Genomic DNA, 21,152 nt, shown 5'->3' with positions numbered 1-21,152 from the left:
CCCTCCGGCGGTCTACCACATGGCGCCGGGCGAAACCAGTGCGGACGACCCACCTAAACTCGTTTGCTGTGACCGTCGACGCCCCCGTGCAGATCAGGGACGTCTCGCACCGGTACGCCGGCCGAACGGCCCTGAACGCAATGACCTGGGACGCCGCGGCCGGGCAGGTCACCTGCGTCCTCGGTCCCAACGGCGCGGGCAAGACCACGGTGATCGAGATGGCCGAAGGACTGCGCCGCCCGCAGCAGGGTGCCATCACCGTCCTCGGCGTCGACCCCTGGCGAGCGCCCGCGGCACACCGTGCCCGCGTCGGCGTCATGCTCCAGGACGGCGGCCTGCCCGGAAGCGTGCGGCCGGTGCGGCTCCTCGCCCACCTCGCCTCCCTCTACTCCGAGGACGACCGCGCCGACCTGGTCGAGGCGCTCGGCATCGGCGAGTTCGCGCACACCGCCACCCGCCGGCTCTCCGGCGGACAGCGCCAACGGCTGGCGCTGGCCGCCGCACTGATCGGCCGCCCCGAGGTGGCGTTCCTCGACGAACCGAGCGCTGGACTGGACCCGCACAGTCGCCTCGACGTGTGGGACCTCATCCGCGCCGCGCGCGACCGGGGATGCGCCGTCGTCGTCACTACGCACTCCTTCGAGGAGGCCGAGCGGCTCGCCGACCGGGTCGTCGTCGTCGCCGCGGGCCGGGTCGTGGCCGACGGCACCGTCTCCGCGGTACGCGCCGGGAACAGCCCCGACGGCGACGGCACCCTCGAGTCGGCGTACTTCGCCCTCACCAGGACGGCGCGCACCGCATGACCGATGCCGCCGCCCCCGCCGCCCGGATCCGCGCACAGGCCAATTTCGAGAGTCGCACCCTGCTCACCAACGGCGAGCAGCTGCTCGTCTCCCTCGTCCTGCCGGCCCTGGCACTGATCGGCCTCGCCGTCTCCACCGCGCCGCACCTCGGGAGCGGCCGACGGATCGACCTGGCGGTGCCCGGAGTGCTCGCCCTGGCCGTGGTCTCGACGGCGTTCACCGGTCAGGCCATCGCCACCGGCTTCGACCGCAGGTACGGCGTGCTGCGCCTGCTCGGCACCACTCCCCTGGGCCGGGCCGGGCTGCTGTGGGCCAAGGCGATCGCGGTGCTCGGCATCGTCGCCGCGCAGACCGTCGTGCTCGCAGTCCTCGGCGCCTGCTTCGGATGGCACCCGCATGCGGGCGGTGTCGTGATCGGGATCGTGCTTCTCGTCGTCGGCAGCTGGGTATGGGTATCGCTCGCGCTCGCCCTGGCCGGGGTGCTGCGGGCGGAGGCGACCCTGGCGGTCGCCAACCTCATCTGGGTGCTGCTCGCCGCGTTCGGGGGACTGCTGGTGCCCACTGACCGGCTCCCGGGCGGCTTCGGTGACATCGCCCGGCTGCTGCCCTCCGGGGCGCTCGGCGACGGCATGCGGGCGGCACTCACCGGGCACGACACCCACGTGCTGATGCCGGTGCTCGTCCTGCTCGTCTGGGGTGCGATCGGCTCGGCGCTGGTCGCCCGATTCTTCCGCTGGAGCGACTGATGACCGCCACCGCACGCACGCACCACGCACGCACCGGGTGGGTGGCCCTCACCGATCGGCTGGCCCGGGTGCTGAAGCCGCTGGCCTGGATCAACCTCGCCGTCGAGATCCTGATCGTCGGCACCGGCGGACTGGTGCGCCTGTCGGGCAGCGGCCTCGGCTGTCCGCGATGGCCGGAGTGCGTCAGCGGCTCCATCACGCCGGTGAAGCACCAGGCGCAGGAGTGGCACAAGTACGTCGAGTTCGGCAACCGGATGCTCACCTCGCTGGTCAGCATCGTGGCGGTGCTGCTCATCCTGGCGATCATCGGGCACCGACGCTCCTCCGACCGGCGGGCCCTGCTACCACCGGCGCTCGGCGTGCTCGGCGGGATCGCGCTGCAGGCCGTCGTCGGCGGCATCTCGGTGCTCACCCACCTCAACCCGGCGATCGTGGCGCTGCACTTCCTGATCTCGATGGCGCTCGTCGCGACCTCCGCCTGGCTCGTGTGGCAGGTGCGCGAGCACCGGCTGGTGCCCGTCCGCCGTGAGGTGCGGCTGCTCGGTGCCGGCACGGCGTTCGTCGCAGGGCTCGTGCTGATGCTCGGCACCGCGGTGACCGGCGCCGGCCCGCACTCCGGCGACGCGACCCACCCGGCCCGGTTCGCGTTCAGCCCACGCTCGGCGGCCTGGCTGCACGCCGACATGGTGATGCTCTTCTGCGGGCTGGTCGTCGCGATGCTGGTGGCGACGGCGCTCGTGGAAGCCCGATCGGCGTTCCGCAGCTGGCGCCTGGTCGCCCTGGTGACGGTCCTGCAGGCGATCGTCGGCTACACCCAGTACTTCCTCGGCGTTCCCGGCGCGCTCGTCCTGGTGCACATGCTGATGGCCTGCCTGCTGGTCGTCGCCGTGACCTGGGGGGTGCTGGCCACGCGCGCGCCGGCCTCGACGGTGCGTCCGACCACCGCGCCTCGTACGACGCACGTGCCGACTCCGTAGCGCGCTCGGCACGGCGGCGCCTTTCCTACTTCCGCCGTACGCGCTCAAGTAGGGTGTCGGCACTGCGGTCACTTCCCCGCGCCCGCCGTCCACGCCCCGGTGGGAGATCGGCAGTGCGGTCACGTGCCGACGCGGAAGGTGGGTGGGAGCGGCGAGCGTACTGAGCGGGCCTCTTCCAGGCGCCCGGGAACAGGATCGACAGCGCAACCCCTCGGTGGGAGCAGCCGCCCGGGTGGGACCTCGGCGTAGCAGCCGCTCCCCCGCGTACGACGCACGTGCCGATTCCGTAGCGCGTCCGACCGGCCTCGCCCGACGAGGGGGAGCTACGGCGTGGTGACGACCGTGGTCACCAGGGCAGGTGCAGCAGGGGATCGATCGCGACCCCCAGGAAGACCAGCGTCAGGTAGCTGATCGAGTAGTGGAAGACCCGCATCGGGCGCAGCACGTCGTACGACGCCTCGGCGCGCGCGGCCCGGCGCAACCGGTGCGCCTCGAACAGGAAGAGCGCGCCGGATGCGGCTGCGACGAGCGTGTAGAGCACGCCCATCCCGGCGACCGGGACGAGCACCAGGGAGGTGACGACGGTCGCCCAGGCGTAGCGCACGACCTGCACGGCGACGGCGCTGTCGCGCGCGACCACAGGAAGCATGGGCACGCCGGCGCTGGCGTAGTCCTCCTTGTAGCGCATCGACAGCGGCCAGTAGTGCGGCGGCGTCCAGAAGAAGACGACGAGGAAGAGCACGAGCGCGGGCCAGGCCAGACCGTCGGTGACCGCGGACCACCCGATGAGAACCGGCATGCATCCGGCGACGCCGCCCCAGACGATGTTCTGGGAGGTGCGCCGCTTCAGGAGCAGTGTGTAGAAGCCCACGTAGAGCACGATCGCCCCGAGGGACAGGGCCGCGGACAGCCAGTTGACCAGCAGGCCGAGCCAGAGGACGGACGCGACCCCGAGCACGGAGGCGAAGAGGAAGCCCGCGCGCGGACTGATCGCTCCGGTGGCCATCGGGCGGCCTTCGGTGCGGTGCATCAACCGGTCGATGTCGCGGTCGAGATAGCAGTTGTACGCGTTCGCGGAGCCGGCCGACAAGGTGCCACCGACCAGGGTGGAGAGGATCAGCCAGACGCCGGGCACTCCGCGATCGGCCAGGAACATCACCGGGAAGGTCGTCACCAGCAGCAGTTCGATGATCCGCGGCTTGGTGAGCGATACGTAGTCGGCGATCACCTTGCGCGTGGAGCGCTCTCCCCCGCCGACGGGCGGCGGTCCGGACGGTGCGTCGGGTCCACCGGCGGGACGGGCGTCCCGTGTGCGCTGCGTCGCGGCGTGCGGCGAGGTGGCGGTCACGGTGTCCTTCACGAAGTGCGGCTGAGAGTCGGTTGGACAGCCTGCCGACCATCCGACACGGCCGGTCAGGGCCTGTTTCAGATGGCGCGTGCGTCCGGGTTCGATGGTAGACCCCGGCGCCGGACGCTCGTCGGGCACCGTGGCGCCGGGAGGGCGGACCACGACGAGTTTGCGCGATGTCGACATAAATCAACATGATTCATCGTTATCGCACATATCGGGACGGTTCGGCGAGGTGCGCAGGCAGCACCGCCCGGGTCTAGGCTCGCTGGCAGGAACGCCTCCGCACCCGTGGTACGCACATCGAATCGAAGGAGCTGTTTTTTCGTGAGTCTGGACACCGACACCCGCCGCGACCCCAGCCTGCCCCTGCCGAAGGCGGACACCGCCGGCTGGAGCGACATCGACGTACGCGCGGTGGACACGGTCCGTGTCCTCGCGGCCGACGCCGTGCAGAAGACCGGCAACGGCCACCCCGGCACCGCCATGAGCCTCGCTCCCCTGGCCTACCTGCTCTACCAGCACGTGATGCGCGTGGACCCGAACGACCCGGAGTGGATCGGCCGCGACCGGTTCGTCCTCTCCTGCGGGCACTCCAGCCTGACCCAGTACATCCAGCTCTACTACTCCGGCTACGGCCTGGAGCTCGATGACCTGAAGAAGCTGCGCACCTGGGGATCGAAGGTGCCCGGTCACCCGGAGTACCACCACACGGACGGCGTCGACATCACCACCGGACCGTTGGGCTCGGGCATCGCCTCCGCCGTGGGCATGGCCATGGCGCAGCGCCGCCAGCGCGGCATGCTCGACCCGGACGCCGCCCCCGGCACCAGCCCGTTCGACCACCACATCTGGACCGTCGCTTCCGACGGCGACATGATGGAAGGCGTCTCCGGTGAGTCCGCGTCGCTCGCGGGCACCCAGGAGCTGGGCAACCTCATCGCCTTCTACGACCAGAACCAGATCTCCATCGAGGACGACACCGACGTGTCGTTCGCCGAGGACGTCGCCGCTCGCTACGAGGCGTACGGCTGGCACGTGCAGACCGTCGACTGGCGGCTCGGCGGATCCAGCAAGGGCGACGGCGACTACGTCGAGGACGTCGACGCGCTGCTCGCCGCGATCGAGGCGGCGAAGGCCGTCACCGACCGACCCTCGTTCATCGCACTCAAGACGATCCTGGCCTGGCCCGCCCCGAACAAGATGGGCACTGGCAAGGCCCACGGGTCCGCGCTCGGCGACGAGGAGGTCGCGGCGACCAAGAAGTTGCTCGGCTTCGACCCCGAGCAGACCTTCGAGGTCTCCGACGAGGTCATCTCCCACGTCCGCAAGGCCAAGGAGCGCGGCGCCCAGGCACACGCGGAGTGGCAGAAAGGCTTTGACTCCTGGCGCTCCGCCAACCCCGACGGCGCGAAGCTGCTCGACCGCCTGGTGGCGCACGAACTCCCCGCGGGCTTCGACGCGGCGTTCCCCACGTTCGACACGGACGCGAAGGGCATCGCCAGCCGCGCGGCCTCCGGCAAGGTGCTCACCGCCCTCGCCGACGTGATGCCGGAGCTGTGGGGCGGCTCCGCCGACCTCGCCGAGTCCAACAACACCACGATGGACGGCCAGCCCAGCTTCATCCCGGCGAATCGGCAGACCGAGGCGTGGAAGGGCAACCCCTACGGGCGCACCCTGCACTTCGGCATCCGCGAGAACGCGATGGGCATGGCGCTCAACGGCATCGCGCTGGAGGGACTGACCCGCCCGTACGGCGGCACCTTCCTCACCTTCTCCGACTACATGCGCCCGGCCGTCCGGTTGGCCGCGCTGCAGCGGATCCCGGTCACCTTCGTGTGGACGCACGACTCCATCGGCCTCGGCGAGGACGGACCCACCCACCAGCCGATCGAGCACCTGGCCGCGCTGCGCGCGATCCCCGACCTGGCCGTCGTACGCCCCGGGGACGCCAACGAGACCGCAGCCGCGTGGAAGGCGATCCTGACCCGGCGCGGCCCCGCAGCACTGGCGCTCTCCCGCCAGGCGCTGCCGACGCTCGACCGGTCCGAGTACGCCTCGGCCGACGGCGTCGACCGCGGCGGTTACACCCTCGCCGACTCCGAGAAGGACACCCCCGACGTCATCCTCATCGCCACGGGCTCCGAGGTGAGCGTCGCGGTCGCGGCACGGAAGACGCTGAAGGAGAAGGGCGTCGACGCCCGCGTCGTCTCCCTGCCCTGCCGCGAGTGGTTCTTCGACCAGGACCGGTCCTACCGCGACCAGGTGCTGCCGCCGAACGTCAAGGCCCGGGTCTCGATCGAGGCCGCGACCACCTTCGGGTGGCACGACATCGTCGGCGACAACGGCGTCGCGATCGGCATCGACCACTACGGCGAGAGCGCCGACGGCGCGCTGCTCATGGAGAAGTTCGGCTTCACCAGCGAGCACGTGGTCCAGGCTGCGCAGGACGTTCTCAACTCACTCTGATCCGATTTCCAGGAGGCATTTGCGATGGCTGACACGAACGCACGAACCCAGGCCCTGTCCGATGTGGGGGTGTCGATCTGGCTGGACGACCTGTCCCGCGGCCTCATCCAGTCCGGCGACCTGCACAAACTGATCGACGAGAAGAACGTCGTCGGCGTGACCACCAACCCGACGATCTTCGCCGGCGCGCTCTCGAACGGCGAGGACTACAACGAGCAGGTGCGCGAGCTGGCCGGAAACGCGGCCACGCTCGAAGACGCCACCTTCGACATCACCACCAGCGACGTGCGGCACGCGTGCGACATCATGAAGCCGGTCTACGACGCGACCGACGGGCAGGACGGCCGGGTCTCGATCGAGGTCGACCCGCGGATGGCGCACGACACCGACGCGACCACCGCGATGGCCGACAAGCTCTGGAAGAGCGTCGACCGCGAGAACGTGATGATCAAGATCCCGGCGACCGTCGAGGGCCTGCCGGCGATCACCACCGCCATCGCGGCGGGCATCAGCGTCAACGTGACCCTGATCTTCTCCCTCGAGCGCTACCGCGGCGTGATGAACGCCTACCTGAGTGGTCTGGAGCAGGCCAAGGAGAACGGTCACGACCTGTCCAAGATCCGCTCGGTCGCCTCGTTCTTCGTCTCCCGCGTGGACACCGAGATCGACAAGCGGCTCGACGCGGCCGGTTCCGCCGAGGCCAAGGGCCTGAAGGGCAAGGCCGGCATCGCGAACGCGCGCCTGGCCTACCAGGCCTTCGAGGAGGTCTTCTCGACCTCGCGTTGGGAGACCCTCAAGGGTGCCGGCGCCCGCGTGCAGCGGCCGCTGTGGGCCTCCACGGGCGTCAAGGACCCGGCGTACAAGGACACGATGTACGTCGTGGACCTCGCCGTGAACGACGTCGTCAACACCATGCCGCCCAAGACCCTCGACGCGGTCGCGGACCACGCCGAGGTCGACGGCGACCAGGTCACCACCCACTACGCCGACGCCAAGGCCATGCTGGACGCGCTCGAGGGCGTCGGCGTCAGCTACAGCGACGTGGTGAAGGTGCTCGAGGACGAGGGCGTGGACAAGTTCGAGAAGTCCTGGGCCGAGCTGCTGGACTCGGTGCAGGGTGAGCTGGACGCGGCGAACAAGGCCGGGGCCGCCTCGTGATGCAGAGCAGTTCCGCAGTCGCCGTCGCCGCCGCCGGTGCCGCCGCCGACGCGGTGAGCGCCCACGTGCCGCAGCTGGTGACCGACAAGGTCGCGAGCAGGCTCTTCGCGCAGGACAAGACCCTCTGGGGCAGCGCCGCCGAGGACGAGGCGGGGAAGCGGCTCTCCTGGGTCGGTCTGCCGCACTCGTCGCGCCCGCTGGTCGGTCAGATCGAGGGTCTGCGCAGCGAGTTCCAGGCCAAGAGCCTCACCCACGTCGTGCTCTGCGGCATGGGCGGCTCGTCGCTCGCGCCCGAGGTCATCTGCGAGACGGCCGGGGTGCCGCTGACGGTGCTGGACTCCTCCCAGCCCGACATGGTCCGCGCCGCGCTGCAGGACCGCCTCGAGCAGACCGTCGTCGTGGTGTCCTCCAAGTCGGGCTCGACCGTGGAGACCGACTCGCAGCGACGCGCGTACGAGAAGGCGTTCAACGACGCCGGCATCGACCCGACCGAGCGCATCGTCGTCGTCACCGACCCGGGCAGCCCGCTCGACAAGGACGCGCGCGGTGCCGGTTACACGGTGGTCAACGCCGATCCCGATGTGGGCGGCCGGTACTCGGCGCTCACCGCGTTCGGCCTGGTGCCCAGCGGGCTCGCCGGAGCCGACGTGGGCGCCCTGCTGGACGACGCGGAGGCGGTGGCCGACCTCTTCGCCACCGACGACGAGGACAACCCGGCGCTGCGGCTCGGCGCCGTCCTCGGTGGCACGTCGCCGTTGCGCGACAAGGTGATCCTCATCGACGCCGGGACCAAGAACGTCGGCTTCGGCGACTGGGCCGAGCAGCTGATCGCGGAGAGCACCGGCAAGGACGGCAAGGGCCTGCTGCCGGTCGTGGTCGGCACCTCCTCCGTGGGCGGACTGCTGGACGACGAACTGGGCGTGCACCTGGTCGCGGGCGACGACGACTCCACGCCCCAGGGCGCGGCGGACGTCGCGGTCGGCGGCTCGCTCGGTGCGTCCATGCTGCTGTGGGAGGCCGCCGTCGCGGTGGCCGGGCGACTGCTCGGTATCAACCCGTTCGACCAGCCTGACGTCGAGAGTGCGAAGGCCGCGTCGCGAGAGCTCCTGAGCGCAGGCACCGGGGGCGGCGACGCCCCGGCGTTCACCGACGGCGCGATCGAGGTGCGCGCGCTCGGCGGCGACTGGCTCGGCGGCGCGACGGACGTGTCCGCCGCGATCGACGCCCTGCTGGCGCAAATGCCGCACCACGGCTACCTCGCTGTGATGGCCTATCTGGACCGGATCGCCGACCAGTCGCTGGCCGACGTACGGGTGGCCTTCGCCGCGAAGCTCGACCGGCCGGTCACCTTCGGGTGGGCACCGCGCTTCCTGCACTCGACCGGTCAGTACCACAAGGGCGGTCCGGCGATCGGTATCTACCTGCAGATCACCACCACCCCGCGGCAGGACCTGGAGGTGCCGGGTCGTGACTTCACCTTCGGCGACTTCATCACCTCCCAGTCCGGTGGCGACGCCAAGGTGCTCGCCGACCACGGCCGGCCGGTGCTGCAGCTGCACCTCACCGAGCACGACCAGGGTCTGACCCAGCTGACGCAGGCGATCTCACAGGCCACCCAGAGCTCGCAGGGAGGGTCTGCTTCGTGAGTCCCGCCCGCGTCGCACGCGGGATCAACCCACTGCGCGGCCCCGACGATCGGCGTCTCCCGCGGATCGCCGGGCCGTGCAGCATGGTGATGTTCGGCATCACCGGAGACCTCGCGCAGAAGAAGCTGCTGCCCGCCATCTACGACCTCACCAACCGGGGTCTACTGCCGCCGAACTTCACGCTGATCGGGTTCGCCCGGCGCGACTGGAGCCTCGCGGAGTTCACCGACGTCGTACGCCGCGCGGTCCAGGCGGGTGCCCGCACGCCCTTCCGCGAGGAGTCGTGGCGGGCACTGGCGGACGGACTGCGTTTCGTGTCAGGCAGTTTCGACGACGAAGCCGGCTTCGACCGGCTCACCGACGAGGTGGCCAGGGCCGATGTCGAGCGCGGCACGGACGGAAACCACGCGTTCTACCTGTCGATCCCGCCGGCAGCGTTCGGCGACGTCTGCAAGCAGCTGGAGCGCAGCGGTCTCACTCGCCAGGACCCGAGCAGTTGGCGGCGGGTCATCATCGAGAAGCCGTTCGGCCACGACCTGGCCAGCGCCCGCGCGCTGAACGAGATCGTCGAGAGCGTCTTCCCACCCGAGTCGGTCTTCCGCATCGACCACTACCTGGGCAAGGAGACGGTGCAGAACATCCTGGCGCTGCGTTTCGCCAACGGGATGTTCGAGCCGGTCTGGAACTCCAACTACGTCGACCACGTGCAGATCACGATGGCCGAGGACATCGGGATCTCCGGTCGGGCCGGCTACTACGACGGCATCGGCGCGGCGCGCGACGTCATCCAGAACCACCTGATGCAGCTGCTCGCGCTCACCACGATGGAGGAGCCCAACTCCTTCGACGCGGATGCGCTGCGTGCGGAGAAGGAGAAGGTGCTCGCCGCCGTACACAGCCCGAGCGACCTGGCGCTCGCGACGGCCCGCGGGCAGTACGCCGCAGGGTGGCAGGGCAGCCAGAAGGTGACCGGCTTCCTGCAGGAGGACGGCATCGACCCGGAGTCGACCACCGAGACGTACGCCGCGGTGAAGCTGCTGGTGGACTCGCGGCGCTGGGCGGGCGTCCCGTTCTACCTGCGCACCGGCAAGCGGCTCGGCAAACGCGTCACCGAGGTGGCCGTCGTCTTCAAGCGGGCACCGCACCTGCCGTTCGCCGACACCGCCACCTCCGAGCTGGGCGAGAACGCCATCGTGATCCGGGTGCAGCCCGACGAGGGCATCACGATCCGGTTCGGCTCCAAGGTGCCCGGCGCGGGCTCGATGGAGGTGCGCGACGTGACGATGGACTTCGGATACGGCAGCGCGTTCACCCAGGCGAGTCCTGAGGCCTATGAACGCCTCATCCTCGACGTGCTGCTCGGCGAGCCGCCGCTCTTCCCGCGGCATGCCGAGGTCGAGACGTCGTGGCGGATCCTGGACCCGATCGAGCGGTTCTGGGCCCGCAAGGGCAGGCCCCAGCCGTACGACGCGGGCACCTGGGGCCCGGCCGACGCGGACGCGCTGCTGCGCCGCGACGGCCGCGAATGGAGGATGCCGTGATCGTCACGCTCGAGGACACCGACACCCGCGCGGTGAGCAAGCGCCTGGTCGCCCTGCGCAACTCCGTCGGTGCGGTCGCGCTGGGTCGGGTGATGACGCTCCTGATCGTCACCGACGAGGACGGCGCCGAGAAGGCCCTGGAGGCCGCGGCCGAGGCCAGCCGCCAGCACCCGAGCCGGATCATCACGCTGATCCGCGCCGGTGGTCGCGGCGCAGCGCGAATGGACGCCCAGATCCGCGTCGGCGGCGACGCCGGCGCGAGCGAGATCGTCGTCTGCCGCCTGTACGGCGAGCTGGCGTCGCACAGCGAGAGTGTGGCGGTGCCACTGATGCTGGCCGACTCCCCCGTGGTCGCCTGGTGGCCCGGCGACTGCGACGCGGACGTCGCAGGTTCGCCGATCGGCCGGATGGCTATCCGCCGGATCACCGACGTATCGCAGTCGGGCAATCCCCCGAGGGCGCTGCTGGCGCGCCAAGAGCACTACGCCCCCGGGGACACCGACATGGCCTGGTCGCGCACCACCCGCTGGCGGGGTCTGCTCGCCACGGCGCTGGACCAGCCGCCGTACGAGTCGGTGGAATCAGTGACCGTCTGCGGCGCCCACGACTCGGCCAGCACCGACCTGCTGGCCGGATGGCTCGCGGCGCGACTGCGCTGTCCCGTGCGGCGCACGAAGAGCGACGGCGGGTCGGGGATACACAGCGTGCAGCTGGAGCGGGCGAGCGGTCCGTTGCTGCTCACCCGCGCGTCGTCCCGCACCGCGCGCCTCACGCTGCGCGATCAGCCGGATCAGGTCGTCAGCCTGCACCGCTACGACACCGCCGAATGCCTGGCCGAGGAGCTACGCCGGCTGGACGCCGACGCCGTCTACCGCGAAGCCCTGGTCGTCGGCATGCCCGAGGTCGCCGGCGCCGCGGGCGGCCGCCGACCCTCCCGATCGAAAGGGTGAACGATGAGTGGACCGCAGTTCGTCGTGCACGAGAACAAGCAGGACCTGAGCGCTGCCGTCGCCCGCAGCCTCGGTGAGGAGATCGTCGCCGCGCAGCGGGCGCGCGGCATCGCCCACTTCGTGCTCACCGGGGGCTCGATGGGCGGGGGCACCCTCGCCGGCCTGCGCGACCAGCACGGACCCGAGATCGACTGGTCGAGCGTGCACTTCTGGTGGGGTGACGAGCGCTTCGTCCCGCTCGGCGACAAGGACCGCAACGACACCGAGGCGCGGGAAGCGCTCCTGGACCACATCGACGTACCGGACGGCAACGTGCACGTGATGGCACCCTCGGGTGGCCCCGTTGGCGACGATCTGGACGCCGGAGCGGCGGCGTACGCACAGGAGCTGGCTCGGTACGCCGCGCCCGGCGCCGACGTGCCTGCCTTCGACGTGCTGATGCTCGGGGTCGGACCGGATGCGCACATCGCCTCGCTCTTCCCGCAGCACCCGGCACAACGCGATGTCGACGCCTCCGCGATCCCCGTGCGTGAGTCGCCCAAGCCACCGCCGCTGAGGATCAGTCTCAGCTACCCGGCGATCAACGCCGCGCGGCAGGTCTGGTTCCTGGTGTCCGGCGAGGAGAAGGCGCAGGCGGTCGCGCACGCCACGTCAGCCGACGCCGACCCGTGGGACTACCCGGCGAGTGGGGCGCACGGCACCGACGCCACCATCTGGTGGCTCGACAAGGCCGCCGCGTCCCAGCTCCCCTCCTGAGACGCGTCTGGGGTCGTAGCGCGCTCTATAGAGCGCGCTACGACCCCACCTGCGGGTGAGCCGGCTCAGGCCTCCTCGGGCGCGGTGTCGGCGCCGACGATCCAGGTGACGCCATAGTGGTCGGTGAGCATGCCGTAGAGCGGGGAGAACGGCGCGGGCCCGAGCGGGATCAGTACCGCGGTGGCGGACTGCGCCAGACCTTCCCAGAGAGTCTGGATCTCCTCTGCGACTGTGCCCTGCAGGGTGACGTAGAAGGAGTTCTCTCCAGGGTCGTACCCCTTGGACGGCTGGACGTCGTACGCCATGATCGTGAACCCGTTCGGAGCGTCGACCCGTCCGAAGGCGACGTGGTCGGCGGCAGCCGGGTCCTCGACCGCATGGATGTCGGCGTACGTGGCGATCGACGTCTCGCCACCGAACACGGATTGATAGAACGTGAGAGCCTCTCGGGCCCGACCGCGGAAGTTGATGTGCGGGGTGGTGGTGACGCTCATGGGAGGGTCCTCCAGCTCTGGATCTGTCACGGGCGCCGGGCGCCCCTTCGCGCAGTGCGGGGATGACAATGCCGTCGGTGAGGCCTGCGCTGAACTCACACTTGTTGGGCGGACTTCGCGCCGCCCGGCGTGGACAATCATGTTTTCACGCCCGCGCTCGGTCAGGAGGGCCTTTGCGACGGCTGACTGAGCAAGCACGCCGCCGTGCACTCGTCCGGCGCCACCACCTCGCCGGCGACGCCGACGGACCGGAGGAGGTGACGCGGGCGCTCGTCGCGCTTCACGCGACGGACCCGGCGTCGGTGTACCTGTCCGTCCTCGCGCGCAGTGCCGCGACCACGCTCGGCGAGGTGTCCGAGACCATGTACGACCGGCGCAGCCTGGTGCGCTGGATGGGGATGCGTCGCACGCTGTTCGTCGTCGCTCGCGATGACGTGCCGATGATCCAAGCCGCGGTGAGCGCATCGGTGGCAGCGACGCTCCGCCGCCGGCTCATCTCCCGCATGGTCCGCAATGGCACCGAACCACCTCTCTCCGACGAACTGGACGACTGGCTGGGACGCCTCGAAGACGACGTCGAGAGCGCGTTGGTCCGGCTCGGCGCGGCCACCGGAACTCAGTTGGCGTCCGAGGTGCCGGCTCTGCGGACGCTGATACCGGCGCGGACGGCGTCCGAGAGTGCGCAGCGCCTCACCACGTCCGTCCTCACGCTGATGAGCGCCGACGGGCGGGTCGTCCGCAGCACCCCGACCGGACCATGGACCAGCCGCCAGCATCTGTGGGAGCCGACCACTGCCTGGTGGCCGCACAGCCTCCCGATCGTGGACGAAGCGGACGCGCAACGCGACCTCGCGCACCGGTGGCTGGAACGATTCGGACCCGCCACGGTCGAGGACCTGCAGTGGTGGACCGGGTGGACCAAGACCACCACCGCCCGCGTGCTCCAGGCACTTCCGATCGAGGAGGTCGACCTGCACGGGCGGCCTGGGATCGCCCTCTCCGACGGCTCCGATCAGGATGCCGCGGATGCGGAGGACTGCGGACGCCGACCGCCGGTCGCTGCGCTGCTGCCCGCCCTCGACCCCACGCCCATGGGATGGAAGCACCGCGACTGGTTCCTCGGCATCGAGCGGGAAGCGATCTTCGACCGCGCCGGAAACGTCGGTCCCACGCTCTGGTGGAACGGGGAGATCATCGGATCCTGGGCCGTCGCGTCGTCCGGTGAGATCCGCACCGTGATCGTGGCCGAGCGCGGCGAGGATGCGCGTACGGCCGTTGACGAGGCGGCGGCCCGACTGCACGCCAGGCTCGACGGTGCCATCGTGACCCCCGCCGCCCGCACACCCCTAGAGCAGTCGCTCTGAGACGACTGTGGGGTCGTCGCGCGCTCTATAGAGCGCGCCACGACCCCATCGACAGAGTCCGCCCGGTCAGCGGATCAGGCCACGGCCCCTCAGGGTGCCGAGCGCCTCATCGAGGATGACGGCGCCCTCGGCGTCGCTGCGGCGTTCCTTCACGTAGGCGAGGTGGGTCTTGTACGGCTCGGCGCGCGGCGCAGTCGGCGGGTTGTCCTTGTCCTGCCCGGCGGGCAGGCCGCAGCGGGGGCAGTCCCAGGTCTCGGGGATCGCCATACCGGGCTCCTCCGCGAAGCTCGGCCGGGTCTCGTGCCCGTTGGCGCAGTAGAACGCCACCGTCACCCGCGGCGCGGAATCACCCCGCTCCGCCTCCCCCATGGGGCCGGCACCGACTCGACTTCCGCGAATTGCATTACCACCGGCCACGAACGGGCTCCCTAGCTGAATCGAGCGACGAGACCCAGGCCGACGACGGCCAGGATCCAGAGCGAACCGCCGACGACGGTGAGGCGGTTGAGGTTGCGCTCCGCGACCGAGGACCCGCCGAGGCTGGAGGAGACCCCGCCACCGAACATGTCCGAGAGTCCACTGCCCTGCCCCTTGTGCAGCAGGATGAGGAGCACCAGCAGGACACTGGTCAGCAGGACGATCACCTGCAGGGCGATACGGATGACATCCACGTGCCTGGAACTCACCTTCGATGGAGCGGAGACCCACCCGGTACGGGCGGCCGTTGCGAATTTTACACAGTCGACGGCGGTCCACCCGCATACCGGCTGCTACTGGTGAGGATCAGGTCGCGCCGACATGCGCCTGGTAGCGGCAGATCGTCGCGAACTCCTCCACGTCGATCGAGGCCCCGCCGACCAGCGCGCCGTCGACGTCGTCCTTGGCCATGATGGCCGCGACGTTGCCCGACTTAACCGATCCGCCGTAGAGGACCCGGACCGCCGCGGCGACCTGGTCGGAGTAGAGCTGACCCAGGCGGCCACGGATGGCCGCACAGACCTCCTGTGCGTCGTCCGGGGTGGCGACCTCGCCCGTGCCGATGGCCCACACCGGCTCGTACGCGATGACGATGCTGCCCACCTGCTCGGCGGACAGGCCGTGCAGCGCGACGTCCAGCTGACCCAGGACGAAGGCCACTTGGTCGCCGGCGCGGCGCACCTCCAGGGACTCCCCCACGCACAGCAACGGCGTGACGCCGTTCTGGTACGCGGCGGCGACCTTCTGAGCGACCAGCGCGTCGTCCTCGTGGTGGTACTCGCGGCGTTCGCTGTGCCCGACCACCACGTAGCTGCAGCCGAGCTTGGCCAGGAACCGGCCGGAGATCTCACCGGTGTAGGCACCCGACTCGTGCGCGGACAGATCCTGCGCGCCGAACTTCAGCTTGAGCCGGTCGCCGTCGATCAAGGTCTGCACCGAGCGGATGTCGGTGAACGGCGGGATCACCGCCACCTCGACCTGCGCGAAGTCGTGCCGCTTGTCGCGCAGCATCCAGTCCAGCTTCTGGACCAGCACGGTGGCCTGCTGGTGGTCCAGGTTCATCTTCCAGTTGCCCGCGATCAGCGGGACGCGGGCGGTGGTGTCGGCCATGGGTCAGTCCTCCAGGACGGCAAGACCGGGCAGGGTCTTGCCCTCCAGATACTCCAGGCTCGCCCCCCCACCGGTCGAGATGTGCGAGAAGTCGTCGTCGGCGAATCCGCCCTGGCGTACGGCGGCGGCGGAGTCGCCACCGCCCACGACAGTGAACGCACCAGCCGACGTCGCGTCGACCAGTGCCTGCGCGACGGTCTGGGTGCCGGCGGCGTACGGCGCCATCTCGAACGCGCCCATCGGGCCGTTCCAGAAGACCGTCTTCGCACCGGCGATCCTGCGCGCGAACAGTTGCGCCGACTCCGGTCCGATGTCCAGGCCCATTCGGTCGGCCGGGATCGCGTCCGCGGCGACCAGGTCGTGCGCGGCGTCCGCGGAGAAGGCATCGGCGGCGACGACGTCGACGGGCAGGACGATGTCCACTCCCCTGTTCTCGGCGTCCGCCAGATAGCCCTTCACCCGGTCGATCTGGTCCTTCTCCAACAGCGAGGTGCCCACCTCGTGGCCCTGCGCGGCCAGGAAGGTGAAGACCATGCCGCCGCCGATGAGCAGCATGTCTGCGTGCTGCAGCAGGTTCTCGATCACGCCGAGCTTGTCGGAGACCTTGGCGCCACCGAGCACCACGGCGTACGGGCGCGCGGGCCGGGTGAGGCGTTGCAGCACCGCGACCTCCTGCTCGACCAGTCCGCCGGCCGCCTGCGGAAGCCGCTCGGCGACGTCGTAGACGCTGGCCTGCTCGCGGTGCACGACGCCGAAGCCGTCGCTGACGAAGACGTCCGCGAGAGAGGCCAACTGGTCGGCGAACTCCGCGCGGGAGGCAGCGTCCTTCGCGGTCTCACCGGGGTTGAAGCGCAGGTTCTCCAGCATGGCGACCTCGCCGTCGCCCAGGGCGTCGACGGTGGCGTGCGCGGGCTGTCCCACGGTGTCCTGCGCGAGCGGCACCGGGACGCCGAGCAGCTCGGACAGCCGCTTCGCCGCGGGTGCGAGTGAGTACCTCGCCTCCGGTGCGCCCTTCGGCCGGCCGAGGTGCGCGCAGACGATCACCCGTGCACCGGCCTGCGTGAGCCGCTGGATGGTCGGCACCGACGCGCGGACCCGGCCGTCGTCGGTGATGGCGCCGTCCTTGTCGAGCGGGACGTTCAGGTCGCTGCGCAGCAGCACCTTCTTGCCGCGCAGGTCACCCAGATCCTTGATCGTGCGCATCGGGCTCAGAGGCCCTTGCCGACCAGCGCCGTCAGGTCCACGAGTCGGTTGGAGTAACCCCACTCGTTGTCGTACCAGCCGACGACCTTGACCTGGTTGCCGATGACCTTGGTCAGGCCGGAGTCGAAGATGCAGGAGCTGGGGTCGGTGACGATGTCGCTGGAGACGATGGGGGCGTCGGTGTACTTCAGGTAGCGCCCGTCGGCGACCTTCTTGACGGCCTCGTTGACCTCCTGGACCGACGTCTCGCGGCCCGCTTCGAAGGTGAGGTCGGTGGCCGAGCCGGTCGGGGTCGGCACCCGCAGCGCGTAGCCGTCGAGCTTGCCCTTCAGCTCCGGCAGCACCAGGCCGATGGCCTTCGCGGCACCGGTGGAGGTCGGCACGATATTGATGGCCGCGGCGCGGGCACGGCGCAGGTCCTTGTGCGGGCCGTCCTGCAGGTTCTGGTCGGCGGTGTAGGCGTGGATCGTCGTCATCAGGCCCTTGACGATGGTGAACTCGTCGTTGAGGGCCTTCGCCATCGGCGCCAGGCAGTTGGTGGTGCACGAGGCATTGGAGATGACGTGGTGCTTCGCCGGGTCGTAGTCGCCGTCGTTGACGCCCATCACGATGGTGATGTCCTCGTTGGACGCGGGCGCGGACACGATGACCTTCTTGGCGCCACCGTCGATGTGCACCCGGGCCTTGGTCGCGTCGGTGAAGAGGCCGGTGGACTCGATGACGACATCGGCGCCGAGGTCACCCCACGGCAGCGCGGAGGGGTCACGTTCGGCGAAGGCCTTGAACGACTTGCCGTTCGCGGTGATCTCGTCCTCGGACGAGGTGACGTCGCCGTCGAAGATCCCGAGGATCGAGTCGTACTTCAGCAGGTGTGCGAGGGTCGCGTTGCTGGTCAGGTCGTTGACGCCGACGATCTCGATGTCGGCGCCGGAGGCGACGGCGGCGCGGAAGAAGTTGCGGCCGATGCGGCCAAAACCATTGATACCTACCCGGACAGTCACGATCGGCTCATTCCTTCTGGTTGGAGGACTTCGGCAGGCCTCGACCCTATGGGACAACTCGCCGGTACGCCGAACGGCCGTGTGCGGTCCCCGGACCCCGGCCCGCGTGGTCGCGGACGGGTCAGCCGTCCAGCATGTCCGGCGTGAGGTTGGCGTCGGTGCCGGGAATGTCCCGGTCGCCGGCCAGCTTGTCGGCCATCGCGAGCAGCCGACGAATCCGCCCCGCCACCGCATCCTTGGTCATGGGCGGCTGAGCCAACTGACCCAGCTCCTCGAGGCTCGCCTGCTTGTGCTCGACCCGCAGCCGCCCCGCCCGCGCCAGGTGGTCGGGCACGTCCGGGCCGAGGATCTCCAGGGCCCGCTCGACGCGGGAGCCGGCCGCGACGGCGGCCCGTGCGGAGCGGCGCAGGTTGGCGTCGTCGAAGTTCGCCAGCCGGTTCGCGGTCGCCCGCACCTCGCGGCGCATCCGCCGTTCCTCCCAGGCCAGCACCGCGTCGTGGGCGCCGAGCCGGGTCAGCATCGCCCCGATCGCGTCGCCGTCACGGATGACCACGCGGTCGATCCCGCGGACCTCGCGGGCCTTCGCAGAGATCCCCATGCGGCGGGCTGCACCGACGAGGGCCAGAGCGGCCTCCGGCCCGGGGCAGGTGACCTCCATGGAGGAGGAACGGCCCGGCTCGGTCAGCGAACCGTGCGCGAGGAAGGCACCACGCCACGCGGCTTCGGCGTCGCAGACGGCACCGTTGACGACCCGCGGGGGCAGGCCGCGCACCGGACGCCCCTTGGTGTCGATGAGGCCGGTCTGGCGCGCAAGGGCCTCGCCGTCACCGACGACGCGTACGACGTAGCGGCTGCCGCGCTTGAGACCGCTGCCGCTCATCACGACCAGCTCGGACTTCTGCCCGTAGACCGCGGCGATGTCCTGTCGCAGGCGGCGAGCGGTCGCCGCGGTGTCGAGCTCGGCCTCGATCACCACCTTGCCGCCGATGATGTGCAGCCCGCCGGCGAAGCGCAGCACGGCGGAGATCTCCGCTTTCCGGCAACACGTCTTGGTGACGGCGAACCTGCTCAACTCGTCTTTGACGGTGGCAGTCATCGCAGGCATGGGCGCCATTCTCGCACCGGCGACGCGCTGCTCGGGTCGTCACGGGCCCGACTTTTCCGTCAGGGCCACCGACCGCCGTACGGCGTGTCGCGTTTGCGCAGGTGAGGGGGCTTCAGTCGTCCAGGACGTCGCGGTACGCCGCTGCGAGACGCAGCGGATCGTGCGTGCCGGGGGTGTCGGTGTCGGCGACCGGGGCGCGGACGACGCGGGCGCCCAGGCGGCCGGCGGCCTCGGTGAGCAGGTCCGCCTCCTCCCCATCGACCGACACGTCGGCCAGCACGACGTCCAGGTGCAGGTCGGGTGCGTGCGCGGTCAACACCTCGAGATAGTCCGCGGCGGCGAAGCCCTCGGTCTCGCCGTCGTGCCGCATCATGTTGAGTGTCAACATCTTTCGCGCCTTCGTCTGGACGAGCGCGTGGCACAGGTCCGGCACCAGCAGATGCGGCATCACCGAGCTGTACCAGGAGCCGGGACCGAGGATCACCCAGTCCGCGTGCTCCACCGCCTCGACGGCCGGCAGGCAGGGCGCGGGCGGGTCGGGGTGCAGTCGCACACTCTGCACGCGGCCACGGGTGGTCGCCACCTCGACCTGCCCGACGACGTCGACGACCTCGTCGGGGCGGTCGGGATCGGCGCCGAGCACGCTGGCCTCGATGCGCAGCGGCTCGGCCGCCATCGGCAGCACCCGACCGCGGGATCCGAGCAGCCGGCCGACCAGGTCCAGGCCCGCGACCGGGTCGCCGAGGAGATCCCACAGCGACGCGATGATCAGGTTACCGAGCGCGTGGCCGCCGAGCGGGCCGTCGCCGGCGAACCGGTGCTGCAGGGCGTCGCGCCACTGCAGTCCCCACTCGGACGTGTCACAGAGCGCAGCGAGCGCCATCCGCAGGTCGCCGGGCGGCAGGATGTCGAACTCGTCGCGCAACCGCCCGCTCGACCCCCCGTCGTCGGCGACGGTGACGATCGCGGTGATCTTGTCGGTCACCAGCTGCAGGGCCTGCAGCGACGCGGCCAGTCCGTGACCGCCGCCGAGAGCGGCGACGGCCGGCCGGGCGAACGCGGCGGGCGTGGTCACCCGCGGAGCACTCACTCTCGTCCCAGGTCGCGGTGGACGGTCACGGCATGGGTGCGACCGGTGCCCAGACGTTCGGCGAGCGCCTCGGTGATCGCGACGGACCGGTGCTTGCCGCCTGTGCACCCGACGGCCAGGGTGGCGTAGCTGCGCCCCTCCCGGCGGTAGCCGGCGAAGACCGGCTCCAGCATGGCCAGTGCGCGTTCGAGGAACTCCTCGGCCCCGGACTGCGCGAGCACGAAGTCCGACACCACCTTGTCCTGGCCGGTGAACGGGCGCAGGTCGGGATTCCAGAAGGGGTTGGGCAGGAAGCGCATGTCGAAGACGATGTCGGCATCCAGCGGGATGCCGTACTTGAAGCCGAACGACATCACCGCCACCCGCAGGTCGGGAGAGTTGTCGTCGCCGAGCATCTCGCGCACCTTGGTGCTGAGCTGGTGCACGTTCAGGCCGCTGGTGTCGATCAGGACGTCGGCCGCGGCGCGCAGGTCGCGCAGTGCGACCCGCTCCGCCACGATGCCGTCGAGCAGCCGGCCCTCCCCCTGCAACGGGTGCGGGCGGCGTACGGACTCGAACCGGCGCACCAGGGCCTCGTCGGTCGCATCCATGAAGACCACGATCGGCCGGTAGTTGCCGGCCCGCAGCCGCTCGAGCCCCTCGGTGAACTCGGCGAAGAAGGTGCGGGACCGGATGTCGACCACGGCGCAGAGCCGTCGCCCGTTCGAGTCCTCGTCGCCGTTGTCGTCGCCGCCGTGGTCCAGCAGGCTCGCCATCGAGACGAGCAGCTGCGGCGGCAGGTTGTCGATGACGTACCAGCCACGGTCCTCGAGCACGTTGGCCGCGGTGCTGCGACCGGCACCGGACATGCCGGTGATGATCACCAGTTGGGACGCTGCGGAACTGAGCGGGTCGGCCTGGTCACTCATCGGGGC

At 70.5% G+C, this 21,152-nt stretch carries 20 protein-coding genes; 10 read left to right on the top strand and 10 right to left on the bottom strand.

Features of this window, described 5'->3' with window-relative positions:
* Nucleotides 1-140: 140 nt before the first annotated feature.
* The 3 genes from LVQ62_RS12050 to LVQ62_RS12040 are packed head-to-tail and all read left to right on the top strand — an operon-like array spanning nt 141 to nt 2,526.
* Complete coding sequence (locus LVQ62_RS12050) at nt 141-803, top strand: ABC transporter ATP-binding protein (protein ID WP_233767801.1); 663 nt, start codon at nt 141-143, stop codon at nt 801-803.
* On the top strand, nt 800-1,549 hold the full coding sequence (locus LVQ62_RS12045) for an ABC transporter permease (protein WP_208051991.1): 750 nt from the start codon (nt 800-802) through the stop codon (nt 1,547-1,549). Before LVQ62_RS12050 ends, LVQ62_RS12045 begins: the two co-directional genes overlap by 4 nt.
* Nucleotides 1,549-2,526 (top strand): heme A synthase, encoded by a 978-nt coding sequence (locus LVQ62_RS12040; RefSeq protein WP_208051992.1) that lies wholly within the window; start codon nt 1,549-1,551, stop codon nt 2,524-2,526. Before LVQ62_RS12045 ends, LVQ62_RS12040 begins: the two co-directional genes overlap by 1 nt.
* 346 nt (nt 2,527-2,872) lie before the next feature.
* Here LVQ62_RS12040 and LVQ62_RS12035 read toward each other — a convergent pair whose 3' ends face one another.
* Complete coding sequence (locus LVQ62_RS12035; protein ID WP_255696398.1) at nt 2,873-3,886, bottom strand: heme o synthase; 1,014 nt, start codon at nt 3,884-3,886, stop codon at nt 2,873-2,875.
* A gap of 315 nt (nt 3,887-4,201) precedes the next feature.
* Here LVQ62_RS12035 and tkt point away from each other — a divergent pair, with 315 nt between their 5' ends.
* From tkt to pgl, 6 genes are read left to right on the top strand one after another with little or no spacing between them, the layout of a single operon-like run.
* Nucleotides 4,202-6,343 carry a transketolase gene (tkt, locus tag LVQ62_RS12030; protein WP_208051993.1) on the top strand — a complete coding sequence of 714 codons (2,142 nt, stop codon included), beginning with the start codon at nt 4,202-4,204 and terminating at the stop codon, nt 6,341-6,343.
* Nucleotides 6,344-6,367: 24 nt separating this feature from the next.
* Complete coding sequence (gene tal, locus LVQ62_RS12025) at nt 6,368-7,501, top strand: transaldolase (RefSeq protein WP_233761875.1); 1,134 nt, start codon at nt 6,368-6,370, stop codon at nt 7,499-7,501.
* Nucleotides 7,501-9,147 carry a glucose-6-phosphate isomerase gene (locus LVQ62_RS12020; RefSeq protein ID WP_233761873.1) on the top strand — a complete coding sequence of 549 codons (1,647 nt, stop codon included), beginning with the start codon at nt 7,501-7,503 and terminating at the stop codon, nt 9,145-9,147. The genes tal and LVQ62_RS12020 overlap by 1 nt, the downstream gene beginning before the upstream one ends.
* The gene (gene zwf / locus LVQ62_RS12015; RefSeq protein ID WP_233761871.1) at nt 9,144-10,688 is read left to right on the top strand and encodes a glucose-6-phosphate dehydrogenase; all 1,545 of its coding nucleotides are present in this window, start codon (nt 9,144-9,146) and stop codon (nt 10,686-10,688) included. The genes LVQ62_RS12020 and zwf overlap by 4 nt, the downstream gene beginning before the upstream one ends.
* On the top strand, nt 10,685-11,638 hold the full coding sequence (locus LVQ62_RS12010) for a glucose-6-phosphate dehydrogenase assembly protein OpcA (protein WP_179480912.1): 954 nt from the start codon (nt 10,685-10,687) through the stop codon (nt 11,636-11,638). The genes zwf and LVQ62_RS12010 overlap by 4 nt, the downstream gene beginning before the upstream one ends.
* Before the next feature lie 3 nt (nt 11,639-11,641).
* The gene (pgl, locus tag LVQ62_RS12005; protein ID WP_233761869.1) at nt 11,642-12,394 is read left to right on the top strand and encodes a 6-phosphogluconolactonase; all 753 of its coding nucleotides are present in this window, start codon (nt 11,642-11,644) and stop codon (nt 12,392-12,394) included.
* Between the two features lie 65 nt (nt 12,395-12,459).
* On the opposite strand, the gene LVQ62_RS12000 is transcribed toward pgl, so the two are convergent.
* Complete coding sequence (locus LVQ62_RS12000; RefSeq protein WP_233761867.1) at nt 12,460-12,888, bottom strand: VOC family protein; 429 nt, start codon at nt 12,886-12,888, stop codon at nt 12,460-12,462.
* Between the two features lie 173 nt (nt 12,889-13,061).
* Here LVQ62_RS12000 and LVQ62_RS11995 point away from each other — a divergent pair, with 173 nt between their 5' ends.
* A complete protein-coding gene (locus tag LVQ62_RS11995; protein ID WP_233761865.1) occupies nt 13,062-14,252 on the top strand; it encodes a winged helix DNA-binding domain-containing protein in 1,191 nt (396 codons plus the stop codon).
* A 66-nt stretch (nt 14,253-14,318) separates the two neighbouring features.
* Here LVQ62_RS11995 and LVQ62_RS11990 read toward each other — a convergent pair whose 3' ends face one another.
* The 8 genes from LVQ62_RS11990 to rapZ form a co-directional block, all read right to left on the bottom strand.
* Nucleotides 14,319-14,669, bottom strand: a complete 351-nt coding sequence (locus LVQ62_RS11990) for an RNA polymerase-binding protein RbpA (RefSeq protein WP_233761863.1) — start codon at nt 14,667-14,669, stop codon at nt 14,319-14,321.
* An 11-nt stretch (nt 14,670-14,680) separates the two neighbouring features.
* Nucleotides 14,681-14,923, bottom strand: a complete 243-nt coding sequence (gene secG, locus LVQ62_RS11985) for a preprotein translocase subunit SecG (protein WP_179480920.1) — start codon at nt 14,921-14,923, stop codon at nt 14,681-14,683.
* Between the two features lie 112 nt (nt 14,924-15,035).
* Complete coding sequence (tpiA, locus tag LVQ62_RS11980) at nt 15,036-15,839, bottom strand: triose-phosphate isomerase (protein WP_233761861.1); 804 nt, start codon at nt 15,837-15,839, stop codon at nt 15,036-15,038.
* A 3-nt stretch (nt 15,840-15,842) separates the two neighbouring features.
* Complete coding sequence (gene pgk / locus LVQ62_RS11975; protein WP_233761859.1) at nt 15,843-17,042, bottom strand: phosphoglycerate kinase; 1,200 nt, start codon at nt 17,040-17,042, stop codon at nt 15,843-15,845.
* A gap of 5 nt (nt 17,043-17,047) precedes the next feature.
* Entirely contained in the window at nt 17,048-18,043 is a 996-nt protein-coding gene (gap, locus tag LVQ62_RS11970; RefSeq protein WP_179480926.1) for a type I glyceraldehyde-3-phosphate dehydrogenase, read from the bottom strand.
* 121 nt (nt 18,044-18,164) lie between these two features.
* Nucleotides 18,165-19,148, bottom strand: a complete 984-nt coding sequence (gene whiA / locus LVQ62_RS11965; RefSeq protein WP_233761857.1) for a DNA-binding protein WhiA — start codon at nt 19,146-19,148, stop codon at nt 18,165-18,167.
* A 112-nt stretch (nt 19,149-19,260) separates the two neighbouring features.
* On the bottom strand, nt 19,261-20,223 hold the full coding sequence (yvcK, locus tag LVQ62_RS11960) for a uridine diphosphate-N-acetylglucosamine-binding protein YvcK (RefSeq protein WP_233761855.1): 963 nt from the start codon (nt 20,221-20,223) through the stop codon (nt 19,261-19,263).
* 11 nt (nt 20,224-20,234) lie between these two features.
* The gene (rapZ, locus tag LVQ62_RS11955) at nt 20,235-21,146 is read right to left on the bottom strand and encodes an RNase adapter RapZ (protein WP_179480933.1); all 912 of its coding nucleotides are present in this window, start codon (nt 21,144-21,146) and stop codon (nt 20,235-20,237) included.
* Nucleotides 21,147-21,152 lie beyond the last annotated feature (6 nt).

The organism is Allobranchiibius sp. GilTou73 (assembly GCF_021391335.1).
In the GTDB taxonomy this organism is placed as follows: domain Bacteria; phylum Actinomycetota; class Actinomycetes; order Actinomycetales; family Dermatophilaceae; genus Allobranchiibius; species Allobranchiibius huperziae.
The sequence above is the reverse complement of the archived record's forward strand: the minus strand, read 5'-3'. Positions and strand labels throughout refer to the sequence as shown.